Source organism: uncultured Psychrobacter sp., assembly GCF_947495825.1.
In the GTDB taxonomy this organism is placed as follows: domain Bacteria; phylum Pseudomonadota; class Gammaproteobacteria; order Pseudomonadales; family Moraxellaceae; genus Psychrobacter.
Window position 1 is genome coordinate 309138 of the sequence record NZ_CANMAH010000002.1, and the last position, 26113, is coordinate 335250.

A 26113-nucleotide genomic window follows, 5' to 3' on the forward strand; every position below is an offset into this window, starting at 1 on the left:
ACCATAAAAACAGTAATCAGTCACTAATCGAATTTAACAATATAAGTGCACAGCACTCTAAGGATTTTGCCATGTATGGTGTCTTAATGATCGATATTGATAGCACCACATTGACAAACGAAGACGTCAGTTTGCTCGAACAAGCTCAAGTTGGAGGCGTAATTTTGTTTGCTCGTAATGTCGTAGATGCAGCGCAGGTACGCGCGCTATGTGACGATATTCGCTATCATAATCCTGATATTCTCATCGGCGTCGATCAAGAAGGTGGGCGCGTTGCACGATTACGCAATGGGTTTACACCGCTACCTGCTATGGGTAAGCTTGGCGAGTTGTTTGATCATCATTCAACTCAAGCGCTAAGCTGTGCTTATGACTGTGGTTATTTGATGGCCGCTGAGGTATTGGCAGTGGGTATCGATCTCAGTTTTGCGCCAGTACTTGATAGAGATGGGGTGAGTCAAGTAATTGGTGATCGTAGTTTTCATAAAGATCCGCAAGTGATTGTCGCTCTAGCCACGCAGTTTATGCGCGGCATGAGAGCCGCCGGTATGGCAACCACAGGCAAACACTTCCCCGGTCACGGCGCTATCGCTCCTGACTCTCACGTAGCAGAAGCCATTGATGACCGCAGCCTTGATGAAATACTAGCAAGTGATATGCAGCCTTTTGCTCAGACACTACCATGGCTTGACGCATTGATGCCAGCACATGTGATATTTTCGCAAGTAGATGATAAGCCTGCAGGCTTTTCTAAGGTTTGGTTACAAGACATCATCCGCGACAAGCTCAAATTCGACGGTGTTTTATTTTCTGATGATCTATGTATGGCGGGCGCGCAAGCGGCTGGCGACATTAGTGATCGTGTGCGTGCAGCTATTAAGGCAGGTTGTGATATTGCTCTAGTATGCAACGATCGTATTGCCGCTCATGAAGCAGCTAAAACGGCACAAGAGCTGCCCTATCCTAATCAAAACCGTATTAAAACCATGCGCGGTCAAGTGCCATCATGGCAAGGAGATATCGAATCTACTTGTAAGCAGTTTGAATATTGGCAACAAGCCAAGGACAGTGTCCTAAAGACATTCTTTAATGCTCAATCTAATGTCGCGCTACCCCAAAGTGAGCATAAAGTACTAGACCCAACTGACTACAGATAGTTTTGATAAGTAAATATTTTTTATCTTTAATAATAGTACGTTGTACAATAAAAAACCGCACCTCTAAAAGATGCGGTTTTTACATTAAGGGCTAGAAATAATTTTTATTGTGGATCTAATGCTGTACCTTGAGTAGGATCATCACTATCTGGCAATACATCATCGTTATTGTTATCTAACGGGTTCAAATCCGGGTCTGGCATAGTAGCGTCTACACCGTTATCATCACCATCTACCGTCATATCATCATTGTTGCTATCCAAAGGATTTAGATCTGGGTCAATAGAGTCGTTGGTAATTGCACCGCTCGCGCCAGTATTATTTTGTGTCGCTTCGTCATTGACAGAAAACTCGATACGACGATTACGGAATCGTCCTTGCTCGGTTGAATTATCAGCGATAGGATCACTCTCACCCATTCCTTTAGTCGTAAGCTTGCTAGCATCGACACCTTTAGACACTAGATACTCTTTTACTGACTCAGCACGATCACGAGACAACTCCATATTGTATGCATCTGACGCTAGGTTGTCTGTATGACCAATAATTACTAATTCGATGTTAGGTACTTCTTGAATAATATTAGCAGCACGGTCAAGGAAAGGTTTATTCACCTCTGGAATAACTGCTTTATCAAGTTCAAAGTTAATCACCTGAATACTCAAAGCACGAGCAACATCTCGAGGGTCTGGGTTTTCACCAAGATTGTCGACAGCAGCCTCTGCTGCAACCAAACTATTATCAATCTCACTTTGTAGGTCTAGTGGGCCTTCAGCTTTTACGGTCATTGCTGGAGCAGCTGCTTGCAAGTCAGAGACAAGCTTATCAAGTACATCTGCATCGGCAGAGTTGACCACGATCTCATCGCCTTTGATAATCATACTAGCATTTGGCACACTTTTAATAATTGGCAAAATAGAAGCCAATTGTGCTGCAGCTGGCATATCCGTTGCAAAGTTATCATCTACATCCGCGCGGCACTTATCAGCCTCGTTACCAAAAGTGCTACTCATAGCATTCATAACGGTGGTTTGCAACGTCTCATCACCAACATTCATACGGCAAGCATACAAGGTATTTGCCTCGCCAGTAGCAATACGGATAGAGGCAGGTTCTGTACTAGCGGCTACTGCGGCTACCGCTTGACCCTCATCTTCAGCTTGCTCTTCAGTAACGACTGGAGTTGCTACAGGTTCAGGGTTGTCTTGACAACCTCTTAATAATGCCCAAGCTAATGCACCTAAGATAATTAAACCTATAATAGGTAGTAAGGCTTTCATAAAACTGCCCGACTCTTCTTCTTTATGCTGTAGTGGCGCCATACTGGTAGTATCTGAAATACGTGTACCAGCAGCGCCAGCACCAGCACCAATCATGCCCGCAGGAACTACCGCACTGGCCCAAGCAGGAATATGATGCTGATAATCAGCAGAATTATCGTTCAAGAACTGAGGTACAGGCGTCGTACCTGCTAAGTTTTTGATTTCATGATAAGCAAGTGGCGCTGCCATAGCGACCAAACCACGCGCTGCAGTTGCATCGACGTTATGTGCGTCAGCAAGCTCGCGGGAGATGCTGTCACGATGTGAGCCATCAGTCCATACACGATCATAAAAACCTTGATCATCGCGGGCTATGTTTTCATTAGCAAAACGACCAAAAGTGTCTTTATCTGCTAAACGCGCTGCAAAAATCGCATAAAACTGTTCTAATAAACTTTTTTTAGCTGGAGACTGATCATCCCCTAATACTGCTGGGCTAACTGTACGTGTCAAATGACCAATAATATCCATAATATACTCCCTCCAATCACTATTATTTTGTATATGATTAGTTCAAACAAAATGCAGAAACTAATTTTTATAAGTTTTTATATAAATGAATAATCTAAATAAAAAAATCAGCTTTATATATCAATCAATTTTGAAAATTTAGTAACTTCATTTGATTGTTCATTTATAGAACTTAACTTTCAAGTATTATAGGGGTAATGTACAAGCCAACTCTACAAACGCGCTGTTGTGGAAATGATACATTAGGTAATTTTTGAGTTGTGGCGCGTAACCATATCGCTAATACCGTACAGTTTAATAACACAAAGATAAAAATAGTATTAAAAACAATTATTAGCAGTCTTATAGCCTCTCAAGTCAATCAGTAAAATATATTTTAATCGTCTCTCACATATTTACTTGTCTTGAATGAGATCTTTATCAACTGGTCTCTCATTACGTAGCTTTTCGGCGACGATAGTAGTACTAGCCAAATCATCAACCTCTGCTGCTGATATAGAGCCGGCTGAAGTAGTAAACGAACGATTATTATTAGGCTGGCTATTAACGTCCCTATTAGCATTGCTATTATAGGGTATTGCTTCTATTGTATTATCGGTAACGTCACTTGATTGCTGAGCATTCTGATTGAAACTCATGTCGTTATTTTGAAGGTCACTGTTTTCAGGAATATTATTTTTAGGAACATTGTTTCTAAGATAGGTATCGTCATAAGTATTGTCTAGGGGCATATTTTCATTGACAAACTGATTGTCACGATTATTCATTATGCTTATATCATCATCGTTATTAACGACTATTTCGTCGCTATTCGTTGATGATAAGGGCGCAGCACTAATGATCGTTGCTGTCGGTATTATGGTCCGTATATCAGTCAGCAAGCGTTGGAGCAGTATGCCATCAGGCGCCTCCACACTAAGGGTGGCATTTTGTAATTGTAATCGTGCAAAAGGAACTGAGCGTAGTAGCATAAATACACGAGGAAGCGCTTCTATATCGATATTAGACAAACGTTTAGCAACGCCTGATTTTACTTCCAGCTCACAAGTACTTGCTTGTTCTCCAAAGCTGACATTCAACGTTTGCTTCAGTGCCTTTTGTAACGCTGTATCCCCTACAGTCGCTGTACAGTTATATATATTCCCACTGTCATCTAACGCAAGCAGTAGCTCTACGGGTGATAACGTCTCTACGGCCGGCTCACTTGTTGGCTCAACCGCTGCAGATGGAGTAACAACTGGCTCTACAGGTGCAGGTGTTAGGTAATTAGGCTTAATGATTAATACCCATGCTAGCCCGATTGCGGTTAGTGTACCAATGAATAACAAGACCTTTACTAACAGGTTATCTTTTGGATTACGAGTGCGGCCTTTTAAACGGCTCTTAGTAGTGTCTGGGTCACGATATTCTGATGGATTGGCATAAATAGTATCTGCCATATCGACTAAAAGGGTTTGATTATCTAATGTGGTTGTATTATTGGGAGCACTATCATCTGATGAACTATGAGGTATATTGCTTATATCTATTGTTGGTTTGGCTATCGTTGGTGGCGCACTAGTAGCGTTAGACTTAACAACGTCATCAGTTACATCACTAGCGTTATCAGCATCGATAAGCGTGTTTTTATTTAATTTTATAGCGTCGTTGACTGCTTCTTTTGGCCCTATGACTTTCTCTGCCCATACTGGCAAATAAGACCTTATCGACAGTTGCTGCGCCTGTAAAAAAGCAGGTAAAAACTGACCATTAGCTAAAATATTTAGCTCTTGATAGATCAGCGATGTAGCATTGATTAATAGCTTTTCTGTGGTCTGTGTATCAACATGATGGCTCGTCGCCAACTCATCAATTAACCATTGACGCAGGCTTGCCTTTTGCCATAGCTGCTCAAACATCGTGACGCTTGAAACTTCAGAGCTCAAAGTTGCTGGTACTGATATGTCTTGCTCAGTATGTAACAACTGCGTATACACATCTGGCTGAGCTAAACGCGCAATAAAAATGGCATAAAACTGTTCAAGTAAACTGACATGCGCCACGTTATTATTATCACATAAAACCGCCGTCGTTACCGTTTGGTCAAGCTGATCAATGATAGTCATAAATATTGCCTTTGGAGCGAGATAATATAGAGGGGATTTACGTCAAAACCGGTGACGTACGACTAAGATGAAAGTGATGTCATCTCAGTAGCCGTAGCCTCAGTAATAGTTGCGCGCAAAAAATACTTATCTTAGTTGCCTGCGACTATTAACATAACGATTTAATTTTGAACTGACTATAGTAGAGGAAATAGACGAGGATTTTATAAATATAACTATAATCTGTACTATTGGTTAATTAAGTAATCATCTTTTTAGTTGTGTGTTTATACAAAAGCCAAATATCTTTATTTCATTGAATAACTCTGTCGCTATTATGCTTTTAAACAAAAGCTATTTTAAAATCAATAGTGAAAAGCCGACAGATAAATCCAAAGCCGTTTTGCAAAAACTGTAAAAGATATGATTTTAGTACGTTAATTTAATCGCTTATTCAGTATAATTTGTATACGTATGTAAATCCAATCAACCTATGACTGTATTTTAACTCTATAATCTGCTCCATTGGTCACTGTCTCTACGATGGATACTTATGGTATGCATTTAATTTATCATACCAAAACGTAATTTCTGACGTATGCTAATCTCTAAAAACACCTTGAGCTGTAGCAACTAAGCTTGCAACGTCTTTGTTTATCAGGCTTGACCTAAGGATTACTCTTTGTTTAATCACACGACACTTATTATTATAGTCACAGTCATCGTAAGTTTATTAGCGTGGCAAAATAAAACGCTGTTTAATCGATTAATATTTTACCCACCAGCGGTAAGTAACGGTCAATGGTATCGCTTTGTCAGTCATGGCTTTATCCATGCTGATAGTATGCATTTACTGTTTAATATGTTTACTTTGTATTTTTTTGGTCGCGCTATAGAAGGGCTTTATCAGCCATTTTTAGGTGGATATGGGTTTGTGGCTTTTTATTTATTGGCCATTATTATTGCGATGATACCAAGCTATCTGCAAAATAAGGGAAATGCCAGTTATTTAAGCTTAGGTGCATCAGGCGGCGTATCAGCGGTATTGTTTGCCTTTATTCTGTTAGCGCCGTGGGAGACCATTTATCTGTTTGCTATTGTGCCGATCCCTGCGATACTGTTCGCTGTTGCTTATGTGGCCTATAGTATCTATGCTGACAAACGTGGTGGCTCTAATATCAATCATATGGCTCATATGTGGGGCGGTGCATTCGGTGTAGTAGCGACCATCATTCTTGAGCCACGAGTATTGTCACATTTTATTAATGCTTTACTTTCTCCTAGTTTTTAGCTTATCTAGTATATGGTTCAATTTACTCTTAATTTCATTTACTTTTAGGTTTTGATAACGACTTATGATTATAGATGTTATTGGTGATATTCACGGTTATGCTGACAAACTAATAGGGCTGCTTGAGCAATTAGGTTATGTCCATAATGGACAATACTTTGTGCCGCCAGATGGTCATCGTGCGCTTTTTATTGGTGACTTAATTGACCGCGGCCCTCAGCAAGTAGCGACCCTTGAGATTGCTTTTGCTATGTTAGATGCTGGCGTCGCTGATATCGTCATGGGTAATCATGAATATAATGCAATCGCATTTGCAACGCGTGATCCCGACAACCCTGAACGCTACTTGCGCTCTCATGATGAAGTCCATACGCGTCAACACGAAGCATTCTTGGCTGAAGTCCCCTTTGACTCAGAGCTACACCATTATTGGCTACAGCGCTTTTATGAAATTCCTTTATGGATTGAGACTGATTATGCCTGCTTTGTTCATGCTTGCTGGGACGTGGACAGTATGGCGCTGCTTAAACCCTTACTTACAGCCGATAACTGCCTAACTCCTCATGCACTTGCAGTAACTTCAAAAGAACACACCCCACTATTCGATGCTTTAGAGCGTGTGCTAAAAGGTGTGGAGACGCCATTACCGGATGGCATTGTTATGATTGACAAAGAAGGCACTAAACGCTCACGTGTGCGGGTACGTTGGTGGCTCGACAAGTTAAGATCGCGTACGCTTCATGAGATTGCTCGCGCACCCACGTCAGCACTGGCACAGATTCCAGTTGACGCTTTGGCTGAGAATATTGACTTTGCTATAAAGACCCATAAGCCAGTGTTTGTCGGACATTATTGGCTGGCAGGTGAGCCTGAACCGCTCAGCTCGCAGGTCGTTTGTACTGATTATTCAGCAGCGATTGATAGTGGTTATCTGACTTGTTATCAGCTCGATACCACTCAACCGCTACCTCTACAGTCTGCCAACTTTGTGCAATATCGCCCTCATTGAACCATATTCATTTAACGAATATGAGGATAATGTGAGTATTATCATTAAAACATGGCTTTACGGCTATAGCATAATTTTTGTATGATGGTCGTTTTGAGGATATCACATTATGAGTACCGTATTGGCGACCGAAAACCCCAATCCTATCTCCTCTCCTGACGGCCAGCCAAAAGTTGGTATCATCATGGGCTCACAGTCTGATTGGGCAACCATGAGCTGTGCTGCACAGCTATTGGCCGACTTCGATATTGCTTTTGAGTGCGAAGTGGTCTCCGCTCATCGTACGCCTGATCGATTATTTGACTACGCAAAAGGGGCCAAAGACAAAGGCTTACAAGTAATCATCGCCGGTGCAGGCGGCGCGGCTCATCTGCCTGGTATGTGCGCCAGTCAGACGCCACTTCCTGTATTTGGTGTACCAGTCAAGTCATCGATGCTAAGTGGGTGGGACAGTTTGCTTTCTATCGTACAGATGCCCAAAGGCGTGGCAGTTGGGACCTTAGCCATCGGTACCGCTGGCGCTTATAATGCAGCCTTACTTGCTATTCAAGTGCTTGCTTTACATGATAGTACCATCGCTGCCAAACTTGATGATTTGCGTCACACGCAAACCGATACCATCTTAGCCAGTCCTACACCTGGTATTATTAACAGCTAGATAGCTTTATATCACTATAACCACACTTGTTATCCTGATAGAGATGAGTGGAATTTCGTTGATCTACACTTGATATTTAATTTTAGATAGGTTTTACTGATCACAAGGTGCATACATTGCACCTTTTCCTGTTTTAAACCGTTCGTTTTAATCCATTTTTAATTCAAAGAGTTTCTCATGACCACAGCAAACGCTTATCCTGTTACGCAAACTATCCATACCATCGGTATTTTAGGCGGTGGTCAGCTTGGTATGATGCTCGCTCAAGCTGCTCTGCCACTCGGCTATCAATGTGTGTTCCTAGAAGACAACCCCGACTGTCCAGCCAGCCTTTATGGACAGGTATATAGCAGTGAGCAGTTAGATGAATTTATCGCTGCAGCCGATGTGTTTACATTAGAGTTCGAAAATACCCCAACAGCAACTGTCGAGCAGTTGGCAAGCCTTGCAGCAGCGGGTAAAAAACAAGGTATGTTTCCACCGCCAATTGCCCTTGATATCGCTCAAGATCGCTTAAAAGAAAAGCAGATGTTTAATGAGCTTGATATCGCGACGGTACCTTTTATGGCGGTCAGTACGCAAGCTGAGTTAAAGCAAGCTTGTGAGCAGCTAGGCTTGCCCATTGTCCTTAAGACCAGTCGCGGTGGTTATGACGGTAAAGGCCAATATGTCATCCAGCAAGATAGTGATATTAAAGCCGCGTGGCAAGATCTTAAAGATGCGGTCAGCGGTAAAGGTATTTTAACGCCAACCCCAGCGCCACTCATTGCAGAAGGCTTCGTGAAGTTTAGCCGTGAGGTCTCTATCATCGCAGCACGCGCTCAAGACGGCCATGTACGCTGTTATGATTTGGTTGAAAACCATCATCATCATGGCATTTTGGCAAAGACTCAAGCGCCCGCCATTGGTACGAGCCACATATTTAATCAAGCAAAACAAGCCATCACTACGGTTATGAACCATTTAGGTTATGTGGGGGTTATGGCACTAGAGCTGTTCGTCACTAAAGACGACCGTGGTCATGATTATCTGCTTGCCAATGAGATTGCACCGCGCGTACACAACTCTGGACACTGGAGCATTGAAGGCGCTATCACTAGTCAATTTGAAAACCATATTCGCGCAGTGGTAGATTTACCTTTAGGCGATACAGACAACGTTCATCCCGCAATTATGGTCAATGTGTTAGGTCAATATCCTGATATCAGCGACGTATTGGCTATTGATGGTGCCCATTACCATAGTTACCACAAAGCTGAGCGTGAAGATCGCAAGATTGCTCACATTACCTTGATGCCCAACGACGTTATCAATCTAGAGCCAGCATTGGCCAAACTGGTGGCAATACTACCTAACAAGGTTGGCTTGGACAAAAACCATACGAGCGTTGTAACGCAGCAAAATGAGCCAGACGAAGATATTACAGAGCTTGATAACGCAGGCGACACAGCCAGTACTGATACTAAAAACACTGTTTTAGCAAACACGGACAGTCAAATAGATGATGCAGTCAATGCTAAAGCAAATACAGAAAAGGCTAACAAATAATGCAAATTTGGGTAGATGCTGATTCAGTACCATTGATTGCCAAAAACTTAATTATCAAAACTGCTGAGCGCACACAAACGGTGGCGATATTCGTCGCCAATCAGCCAATCAAACTGCGTAAGTCCCCACTGCTCGTCATGACAGTGGTGCCATCAGGGTTTGATAAGGCTGATGACTATATCGTAGAGCAAATCCAAGCAGGTGATTTGGCCATTACTAGCGATATCCCTTTGGCCAATGACATTTTGGACAAAGGTGGTATGGTTTTGACAACTCGCGGTATGATCTACGATAAAAATAACATCAAACAAAAGCTCAATATGCGCGACTTTATGGATACCATGCGCGGTACTGGCGTCTTAGAGTTGCAAGAGATGAGTGGACAAAAACCCTATGGCGATCGTGACAAAAAAGCCTTTGCCGATGGTCTAAACAAACTGGTGCGTTAACTTCTTATTTGTCTTATCTCTTGTCTGTCTTGCAAACCCTATACACTCTATAACCAAACACTATGCAACTAGCACCCTTCATAACGGAGTGTGCTACTTATTCTTGTTACCGTATATACAGTTTTTAGCATAACGTTAATACGAAAAACAGGAGAAACTATGAAAATTTTAGTCATAGGTGCAAGTGGCCGCGTTGGTAGCGATTTGGTCAAGCAATTATTAGCTGATAACCATCAAGTAGTTGGTACGACAAGGCAAGACAAAACTCTTTTTGATGCGGATAATTACACGCAGTTAGATTTGGATATTACCGCAGACAAAGACGCTATTCAAAGCCAAATTGCTGATGATATCGAGGCGGTATATTTTGTGGCAGGTTCTGGCGGTAAGGGTGTGTTAGAAGTTGATTTGCATGGCGCGGTTAAGACCATGCAAGCTGCAGAAGACAAAGGTATCAAGCGTTATATCATGCTAAGCACCGTGTTTTCACTAGATACTAGCAAGTGGGACAACCCTGCCATCGCTGAATTAAAAGACTACTATATCGCTAAGCATTACGCGGATCAGTGGCTGGTCAATAACAGTACGCTCGACTACACTATCGTACAAGCGGGCGCTTTAAAAGAGCGTGCCGGCACTGGTAAAATCGCTATAAACAATACTGAAGCTGGTGAAAATGCCATTGAGGACGTTGCCGCTACCTTAGTAGCAGTATTGGATGCAGATAACACCAATAAGCAAGTCTTTAGTATGCAAAATGGTGATACTGCTATTAGTGACGCTATTGCAAAACTATAGTAGAGCCTAACGCTACTATAGTTCAAACGATAAAAAAGCGAGTAAGCCAAAAGGTTTGCTCGCTTTAATTTTAGAACACTTTATAAGATAATTTTATTATCAAAAGCTAGAGCAACGAAAGGGGTTGTAAATTATCAAACTAGCAGCAAGGCAAGTTTTAGTGCTAGGCCAATTATTGCTAGGCTAAGTCACTTGGAAAAGTAATAACGTCTTCTAAGCAAGTTGCTCCTGTTATCACCATAAGCAGCCTATCTAAACCCAACGCAATACCGCTACACGCTGGCAAATCATCGCAGGCAGCGAGCAGATGCTCATCGATAGGCATGATTGGTAAGCCATGACGCTTGCGCAATAGATTGTCTTGTTCAAAACGCTGCTGTAATGCTGTCCCGTCTGCTAGCTCATCATAGGCATTGGCAATCTCAATCCCACTGATATATAACTCAAAGCGTTTAGCCACAAGATTGCCATCTTTGTCTAAATCAGTCTTAGCGAGTGCCGCTGTGGCAGGCGGATAGTCGATAATTAGTGTCGGTAACTCGTGACCTAGATTTGGTTCGACAGCATGACTAAATAGCAAATCTAACCATGATTGCCGACTGTCCTCTTTATTATCTAGATCAGTACCAAAATCAAAACCTGTCAATCCTTTATCTTCTGCGACCGCTTCTAGTGCCTCTATACTGGCCGTCAACGGATGAATACCCACAAAATCCATAAATGCATCGACATAACGATAGTGATTCATGACTACCGGATAGCCATACAATACCTCTAACAATTGTCCCAGCTCATCAGCCAAATCTGTCAGGCTGTAATTTGGCTGATACCACTCTAGCATGGTGAATTCAATATTATGCCGCGTCCCTATCTCATTGTCGCGAAATACAGAGCAAATCTGATAAATAGGTACTTGCCAGCTGGCAAGAAGACGCTTCATCGCAAACTCAGGGGAAGTATGTAGATAATAAGTATACGGCTTATCTTGATAAGTAACTTGTGCCGCCACTGATTGCAAAAAAGTATCCGTATTGCCTGCTTGCGATAGCAGTGGCGTCTGTACTTCAAGCACTTGATGCGTTGTGAAAAACTGGCGTATATCACTAAGTAGTTTCGCACGCTTTTGTGCCATGGCAAGCGCCATAGTTGGAGCATAGGTAGGCTTAGGAGTGTGGGTAGAAGTACGGCTTGATGGGTTCATTATTATCCAATATGATTATTAACAATATGTTTCTAAGATTGATATCTACCGCCTTTAAAACTGCCACTCACGGCGCAGATGATAATCGCGACGTAGTTGATCAAAATCCGCCCCACTTACCTGTCCATCTGTTACTTTTTCTCGCAGCTCTTTATCATCTTGCATGATGTCATAAAACTTTATCAGCCTATTTGGGTAAGCTTTAAGCTCAGACCATAGATACATATTGACTGGTAAAAGCTGCTGCATAGCCTGCGTGGGCGTGACCGCAAACTCTGCACACAACGCATCATAGATCATTTGCGTACCGCGCAGTTTGCCTTCTAGCGTATAACCAGCGATATGCGGGGTAGCGATAGCAAGCTTCGATAATAACTGCGCAGATACTTGCGGCTCCTGCTCAAACACATCGAGCACTACTTGGCGCTTATTATTCTCAATGTCGGCCTGCAGTGCTACTGCATCGATAACTGGTCCGCGTGCACTATTGATTAATAGAGTCTCTGACGGCATGGCAACTAACGCAGTTTTATCGATTAAGTGCCGCGTTGGGTAATCACTACCACTGGGATTATTATTATTTTTTTTGTCAGTCAGCGGTACATGTAAGCTAATAACATCGCTTTGGCTAATGACCTGCTCAAAGCTGGCATTGTTGATGTTCGATGCAGGTAATAGCGGATCATAACCCAAGACTTGCCAGCCAAGATCAGTAGCGTATTGCGCAAGTATGCTACCAATATTACCGAGACCGATAATACCCAATGTTATTGGTGTCGATGTTTGCTGCCAATACTCTGGACGCAAGGTTAAAATAGCCGTCAATACGTATTGTGCCACCGAATGCTTGCTACAGCCTGCTGCATTGGCAAAAGTAATATTGCGTGCTTTCAGATACGCTTGGTCGACATGGTCAGTGCCAATCGTCGCCGAGCCGATAAACTTAACGCTTTGATTATCTGCTAATAAAGCTGCATCAACCTTGGTCACAGAACGTATCAATAATACATCTGGTTGCATCTTAGCCACCAATTGCGCGTTAATGTCTCGTCCAGCGACTTTGATGATATCGACCGTTTGATAAGTATCTTGACCCAAAGTTTTTTCATTAAAAAAATCTTCAAGACCAGCGATATTACCATCAGCAATGATAGTCAGATCGTGAGTGGCTTTAGATGTCATAGAATCAGTGCTTATAACATTGGACATAGATGAGCGCCTCGATTAATGGTAGATAGAGAATATTGGCATACGCCATTAAATAGATAGATAGCAATACCACCTGGCAAAAAATTCAACTCTTTGTATTTTTTTCTATTGGGTCATCAAAGTCTAACAACATCTGATTGTCTACTAACGTTAACTCTTTTGGCGCAAAAATCTCATCTCTATGCTGGGAGATCCATTCGCGCCATACAGCAAGTCCGATAGCTAGCACTACTGGTCCGATAAATAAACCAACAAAACCAAACGCGGTAAGACCACCTAATACACCAATAAAAATGATAATGAATGGGATTTTGGTCGCGCCACTAATCACAATCGGACGTATCAAATTGTCCACCCAACTAATAACTAAGATACCCCATAATGCTAGACCAATACCTTCTGTCGTATGCCCTTGACTCAATAGCCAAAACGACACCGCGCCCCACGCAAACGGCGTACCAAAAGGTATTAGCGCGATCATAAAGGTTACGATTGTCAATAAAATCGGGCTGGGTGCTCCTGAGAAATAATAGCCAATACCTGCAAGCAGCGCTTGCGCCAATGCGGTCAGACCGATACCGTATACCACCGCGCGTGTGGTCGTACCAACTGAGTCAATATAACCGTCGATTCGATTGCCAATGACGTTGCGTAGTGCTTGACGAATTTGACGTATCAGACTGGTCCCATCCCGATAAAAGAAAAACAATGTCATGAGCGCCATACCAAGCTTAGCTAAAGTACTAAGCACCACATCTAGAGCTACTTTGCCATAGTATAAGTGCGATTGAATCCAAGCACGAAAAGCTTCAAGCGTCCCTTCAGGGTTTTTATTAATTTGCCATAATATATCTTTGATCTGCTGACCGATAACGGGTAAATCCTTGAAATAATCGGGTACATCAAGGTAGCCTACCTTTACACGGTAGATTAAGTTGCTATAAAGACTAAGCGCCTCTTGTTGCAAAATAAACACCCCGATTACCAGTGGCACTCCAATAATCAACGAGATACTTACTGTCATAATGCCAGCGCTAAAATCTGGACTGAGTCTGACTTTTTCATGAAAAAACGTATAAATTGGAAAAGTCACGTAGGCCAAAATCGCAGCCCATAAAGCTGGTACAATAAAAAACTGTACTACTTGGAAGCACAGTATGAATAACATCACCAATAGCGTGATAGCGAGCAGGCGTTGAATGACTACTTCTTTTGTCCAGTTTTCAATCATAACTTTTGAACCAAGCATTGACAGCAAAAACTTAGCGAGCTTTTACTGCAAAATTTGTAAATGAGTAGACATCAGCTTATAGATGATGTCTACAAACTATATCCATATATAAAAGTTTTATTTAATAATTTCGTTCAATAAATTTAAGGGCTCTCAAACACTTGCTTTTGTCCTTTCTACTGTCAACTATATCCTATTAACAGCTCAATAACTTATGTACAACAACAAATAATTTATTGATTAACCTTACTGACCTAATATCATCAACTTAGTAAAAAATCTTAAGTAACGTCCATCATTATGCAATAACGACCTATAAATAAACAATGATGTGTTGTAATTTTTACTTACAATTTCCTCTTTATTTACCGAAAAACTATCGTTTATGAGATTTATAGCAGATGATATTTATGACCTGAATGTTTAGACAACTGAGTAGTCATCTATAAAGGTAAATCACTGCTACATTCTCGTAGGCTATAAAATTGATGTTATACTAAAGCTATTAATTTATTTTTAACAATACTATGTAGATTTTTCGGACAATATTCTGTCTAAGCGTCAATATCGTTGATCATATAAGATCGATTCTTAGTATTGATTGATTAATACTGTTTATCTGAAACCATTAGCATACAGTCTAATAATTGAGACGAGATGCTTGAGCAGACTATAACTGCTAGCACCGTTCTATAGATACAGATACTTTATTTTGGGCTTATAACAGCTCTCCAATTTTCATTGATACACTTATAGGAACAATAACAATGTCAAAAGACACTAATAACTCTAACCTGACGGCAGAAAATTCTGCCAGTACGACCAATGCACCTTCAAACGATGTATCCTCAAACCATACATCTTCAAATAATGTCACTTTCGCATTAGCTCAATCACACTTTTTGGTAGGCGATATCTCTACCAATGCTGACAAAATGCGTCAACTTGCCATTCAAGCGCGTGATCAAGGCGCTGACGTTATTGTCTTTCCAGAATTGGCTTTATTGGGCTATCCTCCGCAGGATTTACTGCTACGACCAAGCTTGTCTGGGCGTATCAAAAGCGCATTATCGGCTTTAAGTGATATTCAAGATATTGTGATGATTGTCGGCTATCCACATGTTGATCATCATGGTACCTTTAACTCAGCCGCTATCTTGCATAATGGCCACCAAAAAGGTTTTTATCATAAGCAGTTTTTGCCCAATTATGGGGTATTTGATGAACGCCGTTATTTTGACAAAGGTCGCAATCAAGTATTGTTTGATTATAAAGGTATCACTATCGGGCTCCTTATCTGCGAAGATCTATGGGAAAAAGAACCCATTGCGGATCTAAAACAGCAAGGTGTCGATATCATTATCAGTCTCAACGCTTCTCCATTTGAGACGGGTAAGCAAGATATGCGTAAGACCATGCTGACTCAGCGTAGCCGTGAGCACCAAGTGCCAATTGTCTATGTGAATGCAGTGGGTGGTCAAGACGACTTGGTGTTCGATGGTGGCTCTATTGTTGCCCAAGCTGATGGCTCTATCGCTCATGAAGCTTCGCGCTTTTTAGATCAATTGATGCTGGCGACCTTGGACGTTGATAGCGGCAAATTTGATACTCAAGAAAAAGCGCCACTGACATTAAGCCGTGAGTCAGAGATGTACCAAGCACTGGTCGTTGGACTACGTGATTATGTCAAGCATTCAGGGTTTGGCGGCGTACTTGTTGGCTTGTCAGGCGGTATCGATTCGGCCTTAACCTTGTGTATCGCTGTAGATGCTTTGGGTGCAGACAAAGTCTACGCTGTTATGATGCCTTATGAGTTTACTTCAAAGATAAGCCTAGAAGACGCTCAAGCACAAGCACGTCGTCTAAATGTCTCTTATACGGTCTGCCCTATCTTTGATGCCGTCGAAGGTATTCGCCATACATTAGCGCCACTATTTAATAAGTCACCTGCTGATACCACTGAGGAAAATATCCAAGCACGTGCGCGCGGCGTTATCTTAATGGCATTGTCTAATAAATTTGGTCATCTAGTCATTACGACTGGCAACAAGTCTGAGCTAGCAGTTGGTTACTCTACTTTATATGGTGATATGGCTGGCGGTTTTGATGTACTAAAAGACGTTTATAAATCACAGGTTTATAACTTGGCAAGCTATCGTAATCGCTTGGAGGATACACCTGTGATTCCTGAGCGGGTCATCACTCGTCCGCCATCAGCTGAGCTACGCCCTGATCAAAAAGACCAAGACAGCCTACCTGATTATGATGTATTAGATGGTATTTTAACTTTATATATCGATGAAGATATGGGTTATCAAGCAATCGTTGATAAAGGTTTTGATGCCGAGATGGTCGCCAAAACGATCAAAATGGTGGACAATAGCGAATATAAACGTCATCAGTCGCCGATTGGTACTAAGATCAGTCAAAAAGCCTTTGGACGTGAGCGTCGTTATCCATTGGTCAATAAATGGTCAATAGATAGCTAAGAGTTTATTAGGCTCATTGTTTGGTCTTGAGCATACCTTTATATCGTCATGTGTATGATTAGCTGGGCACTTGTCCAGCTTTTTTATTAGCAGTACACTAAGTTCTAGTATGGTTATTTGCTTTATACACGTCATAGCATGTATTTAGCACCTACTCTATCAACGTATAAACCATACTTAGTACGACTTAGAGTGCTATCCTTTTATATATTTTCAAACCTTTCTACCTTTCTTTGAGTACTTCATGAGTTTGCTAACCGCTAGTATCTGTCTTCTTTTGTTGCTTGCCCTAAGCGCTTTTGTTTCTGCTGCCGAGATTGCCATCGCAGCTGGTCGCAAAATTAAACTACAAATTATGGCAAAAGAAGGAGAAGTCCGAGCACTTGATGTCCTACACATGCAGGACAATCCTGGTAGCTTTATCACAGTCGTACAAGTGGTTTTAAACGCCGTCGCTATTTCAGCTGGTGCAGTAGGCGAATCAGCTATTAGCCCTTATCTACATCTTTTATTCAACAATGAAGCCATAGCATCGATTGTCTCTTTTGTTTTGATTACAAGCTTATTTTCTTTGCTGGCTGACCTGATGCCCAGACGTTTGGCAATGTCTAGTACTGAGATTATAGCCGTGCGACTCGTACGGCCAATGATGCTTTTGATTTTTGTATTCAAACCCATCATCTGGGTATTTGATGGTGCGGCAAACGTTATTTTTGAGGTACTTGGTATCTCTACTGCCCGTCAAGATGATATAACGCCAGAAGATATTTATGCCGTTATGGATGCCGGGGCTGAAGCTGGCGTGTTAAAAAAGCAAGAGCATCATCTGATAGAAAATATCTTTGAGATGCAAGAGCGGACAGTCACCTCGGTGATGAATCCACGCGAACATCTCGTATATTTCGATACCAAAACAAGTACCGAAAAAGTGGTCGAGACTATGATCGAGCAACCCCACAATAAGTTTTTGGTTTGCAACGATGATGACTTAGAAAATATCGTTGGTTATGTAGAGTCTCGTAGCTTTTTGGCATTAGTCCTAAACCAGCAAGAGGTTAGTTTAACCAATAAAGCGTTACTAAAGCCGGCCCTCTTCGTTCCTGATACTTTGTCTTTGTTTGAAGTGCTAGAGATGTTTAAATCTACTGGCGCTGACTTCGCTGTCATCGTCAATGAGTATGCCATGGTCGTTGGCGTCATTACGCTCAAAGATGTAATGAGCATTGTCATGGGCGAGCTTGTTACATTAGAAGATCAACCTATTGTCCAGCGTACTGATAACTCTTGGTTGATCGACGGTATGACTCCTATCGAAGACGTGGTTCGTGCTTTAGATATCGTAAACCTACCGCGCAATCAAAACTACGAAACCATCAGTGGTTTTATGATGTATATGCTGCGAAAAATACCCAAAAAAACCGATACCATTGAATACGCCAACTATCGATTTGAAATACTAGATACTGATAAATTAAAAATCAATCAGATGCTAGTGACCAAACTTGAAGAAACTACTTAAAAAAATCTGCAATAAAAGCCTTTTCTAAGATAACTTTAAATAATCTAAAGTACGGATAGTGAGAGAATAAGTATCTTAGATCAGTCTCGTGCACCAAATATGGCTGTACCAACGCGCACCATCGTAGAGCCGTTGGCTATAGCGGCTGCCATATCATTACTCATACCCATACTAAGCGTATCCCAAGCTGTTAGTTCTGGATATTCTTGCTTTACCTTTTCAAATAACAGTTTGGTGCGTTTAAAAGCATCTGTGTCAGATTTGGCAGGAATAATCATCAAACCGCGTAATTGCAGGCGATCATAGTCCTTAATAGCTGCTATTAAATCGGGCAAATCTTTAGGATGACAGCCTGACTTACTCTCCTCATCATCTATATTAAGTTGTATTAACACATTCAGTGGTGGCATGTCTTTTGGACGCTGATCGTTCAGGCGTTTTGCAATGATGCCACGCTCAAGCGTTTGTACCCAATCGAAGTTTTCGGCAATATCGCGAGTCTTATTACGCTGAATATGACCAATATAATGCCATACGATAGAGACCGCATCAGGTTGATCTTGTAGAGCCTTGATTTTTTCAACGGCTTCTTGCAGATAGTTTTCACCAAAATCCCGTTGTCCTTGCTCGGCTAACATAGCGATCATATCAGCAGGCTTGGTTTTTGAAACTGCAAGCAATGTAACATCGGACGCTGGTCTAGTGCTTGTTTCCTGCTCCTTTGCTAAGTCATTTGCCTGTTCACATGCTTTAGTAACTTGTTTGTTAACCTGCTGCCAGTTTGCAATCAAACGATCATCATTCATATCTTGCCCTTATTGTTATATTCATTCTTACTGAAAACCTTGTTTAAAAAACCTTAATTAAAAATGCTTAATAAAATTTTCTTAAGGAAATTAAGCCGTTAATCGTCATTATTTACATTTAATCTGTTTCTTTTATGATAGAAATTGACTATTATTGTTATTAATTTGTTACTTTAGCTCGCTTACACTGCTAAAGTAAGTATGAGCTGTAAGTAAAGTAAGGCTAGTGTTATTGGTCTTTTAATAGCATTATTAAACTTTAAAACAATATCAACATAAAATCATTTCATTGCTCGTTTTTTACTGTATTGCTGGATAGGAACGCTCGACCATGGCTGAAAAAAGCAACTTAAGCATCGAAGATCTGCTGCGATTTACGGTGAAGCACAAAGCATCAGATCTACATCTATCAGCTGGAATGCCCGCCGTTATTCGAGCCGATGGCGAAATCACGCGTATTAATATGCCTGTTATGAGTCATCAAACCGTGCATCAGCTGATTTATGACATTATGAATGATAAACAGCGTGCCGACTTTGAGGAGTTTTTTGAGACTGACTTCTCATTTGAGATTCCAAATCTAGCGCGCTTTCGGGTAAATGCTTTTAATCAAAACCGCGGCGCTGGCGCTGTCTTTCGTACCATTCCTTCAGAAGTTCTCACTTTAGAAGACTTAGGAATGGGTGATGTATTTAAAAAAGTCTCGAACTTCAAACGTGGCGTGGTGCTAGTAACAGGGCCGACTGGTTCTGGTAAATCTACCACTTTAGCGGCAATGATCGACTATATCAATGATACACGTAAAGAGCATATCTTAACCATCGAAGACCCTATCGAATTTGTTCATGCATCCAAAAAAAGTCTTATCAACCAGCGTGAAGTCCATCGTGATACGTTAGGTTTTGAGCCTGCTCTACGCTCTGCACTACGAGAGGATCCAGACGTTATCTTGGTTGGTGAGCTACGTGACCTCGAAACCATTCGTTTGGCTTTAACCGCTGCTGAGACTGGTCACTTGGTATTTGGCACTTTGCATACCAGCTCTGCTGCGAAGACAATTGACCGTGTAATCGATGTGTTTCCGGCTGCCGAAAAAGATATGATTCGTGCGATGTTATCTGAATCACTCCAAGCTGTTATTTCCCAGACTTTATTACCAAAGCAAACAGGCGGACGTGTTGCTGCTCACGAAATCATGCTCGGCACACCTGCCATTCGCAACTTGATACGCGAAAACAAAATTGCCCAGATGTATTCTGCTATTCAGACTGGTGCTGGTGACGGCATGATTACACTCGACCAAACTCTCAAAAATTTAGTCAGCAAAGGCACTATTAGTAAAGACGTCGCTCGTCCCTATGCTAAACAGCCTGAAGCATTTATATAGTACTGGTACGACTCATTTGTTTTTACGTTATTTTCAATACTTTCAACTTATTCTTTGATAACTTACTTTTAATTTGGATATGTTATGGACTTCGATAAATTACTGCAACTCATGGTTAAAAAGAACGGCTCTGATTTGTTTATTACAGCTGGCGTCGCTCCTTCTATGAAAATAAACGGCACTATTTGTCCTGTAGGACAAGCACCATTGACTGGTGAGCAAACTCTGCTTTTGGTCAAAAGTCTTATGACCTACAATCAGCAAAAAGAGTTTGAAGACACTAATGAATGTCAGTTTGCCATCTCAGATAAATCGCAGCTAGCACGTTTTCGGGTTAGTGCTTTTATGCAGCGTGATATGGCAGGCATGGTTCTACGTAAAATCGAAAACAAGATTCCAACGGTTGAAGAGCTGCGCCTGCCTCCTTCGCTAAAAGAGTTGGCAATGAAAAAGCGTGGTATCATCTTATTAGTCGGTGCTACAGGGACAGGCAAATCGACAACGCTTGCATCAATGATAGGCCACCGTAACCAAAACTCTCATGGTCATATCATTACCATTGAGGATCCTATTGAGTTTGTACATCAGCACAAAGGCTGTATCGTCACGCAGCGTGAAGTTGGTGTCGATACTTTATCGTTTGAAGCTGGGCTAAAAAACACCTTGCGCCAAGCCCCTGACGTCATCCTTATTGGAGAGATTCGTAACCGTGAAGTGATGGATTACGCAATTCAATATGCCGAAACAGGGCATTTGGTTTTTGCAACGTTGCACGCAAACAATGCCAACCAAGCTATTGATCGTATCATTCACTTCTTTGAAGCTGATCGCCATAATCAGCTATTTATGGATCTATCGCTCAACTTACAAGCCATTGTTGCGCAGCAGCTTATCCAAACGCCAGACGGTAAAGGCTATCGTGCAGCGATTGAAGTGTTACTTAACTCACAGCTGATTAGTGACTATATTCGTAAGGGTGAGCTACACGAAATCAAAGAGGTAATGACGCGCTCACGTGATAGCGGTATGCAAACCTTTGATCAGGCTTTGTTTGACCTATATGAAAATGGTGACATTACTTATAAAGATGCGATTAAACATGCTGACTCACCAAATGATTTACGCCTAAAGATCAAACTAAACAGTAAAAACGGCAGTAAAGACATTGACGAAAACGCCAGCAGCTTGTCGTTAAATATTAGCTAATAATCATTGATTGCCATTAAACCAGACCAGTGTCACAAACAAAAAAACAGCTCTCAATTTGAGAGCTGTTTTTTTGATTAAATCTATTTGTTATTTTGCACTGTCTTTACATTCTTGATTGTTGCAAATGCCATACAACACCAGTGAATGTCCAGACAACTTGAAGCCGTGCTCTGCTGCTACTTTGACCTGCTCTTCTTCAATGACTTCATTATGAAACTCAACAATCTTGCCACAAATATCACAAACCAGATGGTCATGATGCTCTTCTTGGGTGATTTCAAACACTGACAAATTGTTTTCGAAGTTATGACGTTCGACAATACCTGCTTGCTCGAACTGCGTCAATACTCGATAGACTGTTGCCAATCCCACATCTTCGCCTTGATCAATGAGCGCCTTGTATACCTCTTCTGCACTCATATGATGCAGCTCTGCTTTCTCAAGTAGCTCTAAGATTTTAATACGCGGCAAAGTTACTTTTAATCCTGCTTTGCGTAAATCCTGATTGGTAAAAGAAGCCATAATATCCCTTCTGACTGTTAAGTCTTAACAAATAAAAACTGAAAAATAGCTATAGCGAATTAGTAGCTAGGACGTGTCCTCATTTAAAAAGTGTTGATAAAAATGAGATAAATTGCAGCTATAAGCTTATGAATTGACACTATAAATTACTGAGTATATCAGGTAGCATTTGGTAAATAATGTCGTAAGTGGTAGGCAATTGCAAGTAAATGACGTATCATTTGTCCAAGATTGCCGGCAAGACTTGCACGAGATGCATTTAGCCGCGCCTAACCCATTTTTGTGAGCCATCTTACCATGATAAAGCTATTAAATCGTTTTCCGCTTGGCCATCAATCATCTAACTATTCAGCCAATCTGCGCAAAGTTATGATCACTGCAACCCTTGGCGTTACTGTCGCCCTATCTGGTTGCTCACTATTTAGCGTTTATAGAATTGACTTACCGCAAGGTACACCAATCACTCAAACTCAAGCACAAAAACTACAAGTAGGTATGAACCAAAACCAAGTATTGTACATACTAGGTAGTCCTGCTATCAAAGATACACTAGCACCCAATCGTTGGGATTATATCTACGACTACCAAGCAGGTACAGAAGGCGAACGCAAAGGCATTGCAGATGTCAAAAACGCCAGCCAGCATTTGATTGTCTACTTTGATGCCAATGGCATTGTCACTCGTATCGAAGGTATAGAAACCCTACCTCAGTCTTAATCTGAGCTAGATACAGTCTTAAACCATCACTTTTGCTTTTTCTTATCGCGATTTTTGCGCTGAGACATGGGATCAGCGCTTAAGCTGCGGTATACCTCAATACGATCTAACGGTTGCAATATATAGCTTATAGGTTGTTTTTGTGCATAAATGCCTACATGCCAGCGCTTGGCAGTAGGCGTTGTCATACCTACTACCTGCTCGCACCATAAAGCCAAGTTAGGAAACTGAATTAACCAGCCTGCTTGTTCTAGTGCTTCATATAAAGTCGTACCTTTAGCGACTTGCAATGTCACATAGTGCTGACGTTTTACATCTTCAGCATAAGCCAAATGTACTGTTATCATGGCCGACGTTTGGGAACATTTAGCCGTATTCTCTATTAACTCAGCCACAGCATCATCCAACCTATTAATGCTAAAATCAGTGCTATCGGTATAATAAGACGAATGGCTACGCGCCATAAATTGTACGATGCTTCACTGCCAAAGTTTAAAGACTTGCGTAAGTGACTGATTTTCATATGCCAACCAGCAAATATAGACAACACCAACACTGCAATACTACTTACTATAACCAATAGGCCTACTAGCCAAGTTGTCGGTACTATTGTGACTAGTAATAAACCTACAATCAACGTAATAACTAAGCTTACTACTAGACCAAATTTATGTGCTAGCTGCTGGGCACTATAATACAATAAATAGCTTGCCACAAATAACACCCCTGCATGATATAGCAGCTGTCCAATGGGCGGCATTGTCAAACCACTACTAAATAATGCAACAGCACCGACAACCAGCTGTAGTACCCAAATAGGCAGCACCAGCTTAGCAGCATGGTAAGTACGAGAAGCCTTAGTTGAATGTAATTTAGTAGAATGTGACTTGGTTAGACCTTCTGGCTCTACTGCAGTTACTGTCTGTTTTGTGACTAAATGCTGACCAAACCAGTATAGCCCAGTACCCGCTCCTACACTGACCAACGCAAGTGCAACCGCTCGTGCCCACTCAGTTAAGTTGATGTTAGTCATGGCGAATTCAACTTGCGGTAGTCCATTTGTCAAACTCATCACTAAGCCTACAATCATCAAGCCCAGACCTATAGGTAGAGGCGCGACACCAAGCAAACTTAACAATACTGCAATCACCATCAAGCCGCCAGCGACCGCAAAAACTGGCAGGCTTGGCGCACTATTAAGCTCAGTCAGCGCAGATAACAGACCGCTACTCGCTCCAGATATAACAAGTGCAGCGATAGCAATCGCAACTACCGCTGTCAACCAACCAAAGCTACGCCATAATGGACTAGCATCAGCTTCGCGAGTAAGCTTTTGCATGCCTGCTAAAGGCGCCTCAATACTGCGATACGCTAAAGCAATCTCTGCATAAATAACGGGCAATGAAACCAATACCATCGCAAATAGCCATAGTAACCAAAAATCTATTTCACCAATTGAGGTGGGTGTAAACCAGCGAAAAAGCAGTAGTGGCAACAGTGCTGCCATAAAATAAGAAGCATAGCGGACCATCATAATCTCAATCCAAACGATCTAAAGTGAATGACAATAGGCAATTATACAGACCAATGAAGAGGGCTGTATTTATTTATACGATATAGGGACAGACAGCTATAAAAAAACCCCGAAAACGGGGTTTAATGATTAGCTAAGCGGCGCTTAATGAACAGCGCTGATATAATCTGACAAGATACGAATGTCACGATCTGATAGTCTCGCTGCTACTGTCTGCATCATACCCATCTCGCCTTCTTTGGCTGCATCATTGACACGTTTTTGATCTTCACTTGCAATATCATCTACGCGGCCTGCTGCACGGAACAGCTTTAGCTGAGTGGCAATATATTCAGCATGCTGTCCTCCCAAACGTGGGAAAGCTGCAAACTCGTTACCAGCAGCATCTGGACCATGACAACCAGCACAGCCAATCACACCGCGTGACTTATCACCACCTAAATAAAGCTTGGTTGCTTCTTGATTGGTTGCAGGATTACCAAAGCCTACGCCCCAAGGTGCCTGCTCGGCATAGTATCCTGATACGTCAGCAAGATCTTGCTGAGACAAGTTGGCAACTTGTGACTGCATAATACCGTTTTTACGATATCCAGATTTAAAATTGACCAATTGCTTATATAGATACTTTACATTTTGACCGCCAAGATTTGGCTGAGCTGGCACGACACTCACTCCGTCAACACCGTGACAAGCGGCACATACCGTTTCTGCAATTTGTTTACCCGCATTAGCGTCATATTCAGGAACAATAATAGCAGCTTGTACGCTGAAACTTGCAACACATAAGCTGGCGGCAGCGATTAACTTTTTCATTGATACAGATCCTACTAACTCGCCGTAAGCATTAACTTGATTGATTGTATTAACAGAACACTCACCAAATCATACAAGCACGTCTATAGCTTGACAAAATCAATCATGCGATTTGAGGTGTTAATAACAAGCAGCCCGAAAGCACTTACTAACATCAGGGTTTATTTGCAATTATTATAGCAAGACTTTAAAGAATTTGCCTACTTAATCATAGTAACTAACGTTTTTTATCGAAATTCAAGTTTGCTATATATTCTATAAACCATTTATCTTTTGAATAAAAAGGTACAGGCTATCATTAAAATACCTAAGGCTTTTACAATAAAACTGTTAACTAGATTCTTATCTACTTACTCATATATTCAATCAATTTTTGATAATCATCATCGCTACAATTATTACATAATCCGCCTGCTGGCATCTGAATCATGCCGCCCTTTACAGAATTAATCAGCGCTGGCATACCTTTTTGCTTTATAAGGCGTTGCCACTGAGCGCTATCGCCTTTCTTGATAGCGTTTAAGGCACCACTGTCATGACACGCTGCACATGAGTCGTTGTAGGTTTGGGAAATATCAGCTGCTGTATGACCACTTGTCATAGTCAAACTTAGGACAAGTGCCATCATACTACTGCTCAAAACCTGACGTGTTTTAGTGGTATTGATATTTAATAAACGCATACGATAT

The 26113-nt window shown here is 41.5% G+C and carries 23 protein-coding genes; 12 read left to right on the forward strand and 11 right to left on the reverse strand.

Features of this window, described 5'->3' with window-relative positions:
* Positions 1 to 71: 71 nt before the first annotated feature.
* Positions 72 to 1157, forward strand: coding sequence for a beta-N-acetylhexosaminidase (gene nagZ, locus Q0895_RS04075; RefSeq protein ID WP_299185702.1), 1086 nt, complete (start codon positions 72 to 74; stop codon positions 1155 to 1157).
* Between the two features lie 104 nt (positions 1158 to 1261).
* On the opposite strand, the gene Q0895_RS04080 is transcribed toward nagZ, so the two are convergent.
* Positions 1262 to 2950, reverse strand: a complete 1689-nt coding sequence (locus tag Q0895_RS04080) for an OmpA family protein (RefSeq protein WP_299185704.1) — start codon at positions 2948 to 2950, stop codon at positions 1262 to 1264.
* 395 nt (positions 2951 to 3345) lie between these two features.
* Positions 3346 to 5055 (reverse strand): hypothetical protein, encoded by a 1710-nt coding sequence (locus Q0895_RS04085; RefSeq protein WP_299185706.1) that lies wholly within the window; start codon positions 5053 to 5055, stop codon positions 3346 to 3348.
* Between the two features lie 661 nt (positions 5056 to 5716).
* Between Q0895_RS04085 and Q0895_RS04090 the strand changes: the two genes are divergently transcribed.
* From Q0895_RS04090 to Q0895_RS04115, 6 genes are all read left to right on the forward strand, one after another.
* The gene (locus Q0895_RS04090; RefSeq protein ID WP_299185707.1) at positions 5717 to 6325 is read left to right on the forward strand and encodes a rhomboid family intramembrane serine protease; all 609 of its coding nucleotides are present in this window, start codon (positions 5717 to 5719) and stop codon (positions 6323 to 6325) included.
* Between the two features lie 64 nt (positions 6326 to 6389).
* Positions 6390 to 7334, forward strand: coding sequence for a metallophosphoesterase (locus Q0895_RS04095; protein ID WP_299185708.1), 945 nt, complete (start codon positions 6390 to 6392; stop codon positions 7332 to 7334).
* 109 nt (positions 7335 to 7443) lie between these two features.
* Entirely contained in the window at positions 7444 to 7992 is a 549-nt protein-coding gene (gene purE / locus Q0895_RS04100) for a 5-(carboxyamino)imidazole ribonucleotide mutase (protein ID WP_299185709.1), read from the forward strand.
* Positions 7993 to 8169: 177 nt separating this feature from the next.
* On the forward strand, positions 8170 to 9540 hold the full coding sequence (locus Q0895_RS04105; RefSeq protein WP_299185711.1) for a 5-(carboxyamino)imidazole ribonucleotide synthase: 1371 nt from the start codon (positions 8170 to 8172) through the stop codon (positions 9538 to 9540).
* Positions 9540 to 9989 carry a YaiI/YqxD family protein gene (locus Q0895_RS04110; RefSeq protein WP_299185713.1) on the forward strand — a complete coding sequence of 150 codons (450 nt, stop codon included), beginning with the start codon at positions 9540 to 9542 and terminating at the stop codon, positions 9987 to 9989. Before Q0895_RS04105 ends, Q0895_RS04110 begins: the two co-directional genes overlap by 1 nt.
* A 159-nt stretch (positions 9990 to 10148) precedes the next feature.
* Entirely contained in the window at positions 10149 to 10787 is a 639-nt protein-coding gene (locus tag Q0895_RS04115) for an NAD(P)H-binding protein (protein ID WP_299185715.1), read from the forward strand.
* Positions 10788 to 10965: 178 nt separating this feature from the next.
* On the opposite strand, the gene epmA is transcribed toward Q0895_RS04115, so the two are convergent.
* The 3 genes from epmA to Q0895_RS04130 all read right to left on the reverse strand — a co-directional run bounded on the left by epmA (position 10966) and on the right by Q0895_RS04130 (position 14428).
* Complete coding sequence (epmA, locus tag Q0895_RS04120) at positions 10966 to 11988, reverse strand: EF-P lysine aminoacylase EpmA (RefSeq protein WP_299185717.1); 1023 nt, start codon at positions 11986 to 11988, stop codon at positions 10966 to 10968.
* A 54-nt stretch (positions 11989 to 12042) separates the two neighbouring features.
* Positions 12043 to 13170 carry a 4-phosphoerythronate dehydrogenase gene (locus tag Q0895_RS04125; RefSeq protein ID WP_299185788.1) on the reverse strand — a complete coding sequence of 376 codons (1128 nt, stop codon included), beginning with the start codon at positions 13168 to 13170 and terminating at the stop codon, positions 12043 to 12045.
* A 112-nt stretch (positions 13171 to 13282) separates the two neighbouring features.
* Positions 13283 to 14428: an AI-2E family transporter gene (locus Q0895_RS04130; RefSeq protein WP_299185718.1), complete on the reverse strand. Its 1146-nt coding sequence runs from the start codon at positions 14426 to 14428 to the stop codon at positions 13283 to 13285.
* Between the two features lie 767 nt (positions 14429 to 15195).
* Between Q0895_RS04130 and Q0895_RS04135 the strand changes: the two genes are divergently transcribed.
* Together Q0895_RS04135 and Q0895_RS04140 are read left to right on the forward strand one after the other, a co-directional pair.
* On the forward strand, positions 15196 to 16917 hold the full coding sequence (locus tag Q0895_RS04135) for an NAD+ synthase (RefSeq protein WP_299185719.1): 1722 nt from the start codon (positions 15196 to 15198) through the stop codon (positions 16915 to 16917).
* 244 nt (positions 16918 to 17161) lie between these two features.
* Positions 17162 to 18436, forward strand: a complete 1275-nt coding sequence (locus tag Q0895_RS04140) for a hemolysin family protein (RefSeq protein WP_299185720.1) — start codon at positions 17162 to 17164, stop codon at positions 18434 to 18436.
* Positions 18437 to 18516: 80 nt separating this feature from the next.
* Here Q0895_RS04140 and Q0895_RS04145 read toward each other — a convergent pair whose 3' ends face one another.
* Positions 18517 to 19242 (reverse strand): YggS family pyridoxal phosphate-dependent enzyme, encoded by a 726-nt coding sequence (locus Q0895_RS04145; protein WP_299185722.1) that lies wholly within the window; start codon positions 19240 to 19242, stop codon positions 18517 to 18519.
* A gap of 331 nt (positions 19243 to 19573) precedes the next feature.
* Here Q0895_RS04145 and Q0895_RS04150 point away from each other — a divergent pair, with 331 nt between their 5' ends.
* Together Q0895_RS04150 and Q0895_RS04155 are read left to right on the forward strand one after the other, a co-directional pair.
* Positions 19574 to 20629 (forward strand): type IV pilus twitching motility protein PilT, encoded by a 1056-nt coding sequence (locus tag Q0895_RS04150; protein WP_299185723.1) that lies wholly within the window; start codon positions 19574 to 19576, stop codon positions 20627 to 20629.
* Positions 20630 to 20713: 84 nt separating this feature from the next.
* Positions 20714 to 21835, forward strand: a complete 1122-nt coding sequence (locus Q0895_RS04155) for a PilT/PilU family type 4a pilus ATPase (protein WP_299185725.1) — start codon at positions 20714 to 20716, stop codon at positions 21833 to 21835.
* A gap of 90 nt (positions 21836 to 21925) precedes the next feature.
* Here Q0895_RS04155 and fur read toward each other — a convergent pair whose 3' ends face one another.
* On the reverse strand, positions 21926 to 22360 hold the full coding sequence (gene fur, locus Q0895_RS04160) for a ferric iron uptake transcriptional regulator (protein WP_299185726.1): 435 nt from the start codon (positions 22358 to 22360) through the stop codon (positions 21926 to 21928).
* A 282-nt stretch (positions 22361 to 22642) separates the two neighbouring features.
* On the opposite strand from fur, the gene bamE reads away from it, so the two are divergent.
* Complete coding sequence (gene bamE / locus Q0895_RS04165) at positions 22643 to 23077, forward strand: outer membrane protein assembly factor BamE (protein ID WP_299185728.1); 435 nt, start codon at positions 22643 to 22645, stop codon at positions 23075 to 23077.
* 26 nt (positions 23078 to 23103) lie between these two features.
* Here the strand turns inward: bamE and Q0895_RS04170 are convergent, their stop codons facing one another.
* The 4 genes from Q0895_RS04170 to Q0895_RS04185 form a co-directional block, all read right to left on the reverse strand.
* The gene (locus tag Q0895_RS04170; RefSeq protein ID WP_299185730.1) at positions 23104 to 23472 is read right to left on the reverse strand and encodes an RnfH family protein; all 369 of its coding nucleotides are present in this window, start codon (positions 23470 to 23472) and stop codon (positions 23104 to 23106) included.
* Positions 23460 to 24611, reverse strand: a complete 1152-nt coding sequence (locus tag Q0895_RS04175; RefSeq protein ID WP_299185732.1) for a hypothetical protein — start codon at positions 24609 to 24611, stop codon at positions 23460 to 23462. The genes Q0895_RS04170 and Q0895_RS04175 overlap by 13 nt, the downstream gene beginning before the upstream one ends.
* A 144-nt stretch (positions 24612 to 24755) precedes the next feature.
* Complete coding sequence (locus Q0895_RS04180; protein WP_058368039.1) at positions 24756 to 25424, reverse strand: c-type cytochrome; 669 nt, start codon at positions 25422 to 25424, stop codon at positions 24756 to 24758.
* A gap of 346 nt (positions 25425 to 25770) precedes the next feature.
* The gene (locus Q0895_RS04185; RefSeq protein ID WP_299185734.1) at positions 25771 to 26106 is read right to left on the reverse strand and encodes a c-type cytochrome; all 336 of its coding nucleotides are present in this window, start codon (positions 26104 to 26106) and stop codon (positions 25771 to 25773) included.
* Between the last annotated feature and the right edge of the window lie 7 nt (positions 26107 to 26113).